Source organism: Microbacterium testaceum (genome assembly GCF_001476655.1).
GTDB classification, from domain to species: Bacteria; Actinomycetota; Actinomycetes; order Actinomycetales; family Microbacteriaceae; genus Microbacterium; species Microbacterium testaceum_C.
Window position 1 is genome coordinate 1 of sequence record NZ_LDRT01000273.1, and the last position, 669, is coordinate 669.

At 69.2% G+C, this 669-nt stretch carries 2 protein-coding genes; both read left to right on the plus strand.

Annotated features, from left to right (window positions below; genetic code table 11):
* Window positions 1-82 precede the first annotated feature (82 nt).
* Entirely contained in the window at window positions 83-325 is a 243-nt protein-coding gene (locus NS220_RS18960; RefSeq protein WP_058625480.1) for a hypothetical protein, read from the plus strand.
* On the plus strand, window positions 322-669 hold a 348-nt coding region (locus tag NS220_RS18965; RefSeq protein WP_153004392.1), incomplete at its 3' end, for a hypothetical protein. The genes NS220_RS18960 and NS220_RS18965, both read left to right, overlap by 4 nt.

Consider the following 669-nt stretch of genomic DNA (forward strand, 5'->3'; position numbering starts at 1 on the left):
TGTATAAGGGGCAGGGCGGGGCGGCTCTGCGCGAAGACCCCACCGCCACTCCCCGCTCGACGACCGGTACGGAGGTTCCCGCATGAGCAACGGAGCAGACCCGCGCGGCAGCGCCCTGCGCGACGGCGTGCCGAAGACGTATTGGGTGTTCCGCAACCTCGTCTCGCTCACCCAGCTCCTCACCGTGGGCACACTGTTCGCGCTCGCCGCGGTCTGGGCGGTCACCGACCAGAACGGGCTGCGCGCGTGGAACGAGTACTTCCTGTTCTCGCAGCAGTTCTCGCAGTGGGCGGTGCAGAACACGTCCTTCCCCTGGGGCGGGTGACGGTGACCGTCCTGAAGGTGTTCTGGATGCTGCTGTGGCGGCTCCTGCTCCTCGTGGTGGTGGTGTCGCCGCTGCTCCTGCGCGAGGTGGGCACGCTGGTCGGCCTCGCCGTTCTCCTGGCGGTGGTGGGGGCCTGCACGATCGTGCTCGGCTTTCGCAAGAACGTCCATGCGTTCCCCGTCGTCCGAGCGCTCACGCGCCGTGAGGTCGTGTTCGACCACGTCCGTCGTCCCACGCGCTTCGAGCCGGTGGTGCGTTCGAGCCCCGGGTACGGCACGCCGCCCGGGTCACCGGTCCCCCCGCCCGTCACCCGACCATCCTCCCGTCACGACCACGTTATCTGT

Coding starts and splice junctions, on each gene's coding strand:
- NS220_RS18960 (WP_058625480.1), top strand. CDS start 83: ATGAGCAACGGAGCAGACCCGCGCGGCAGCGCCCTGCGCGACGGCGTG.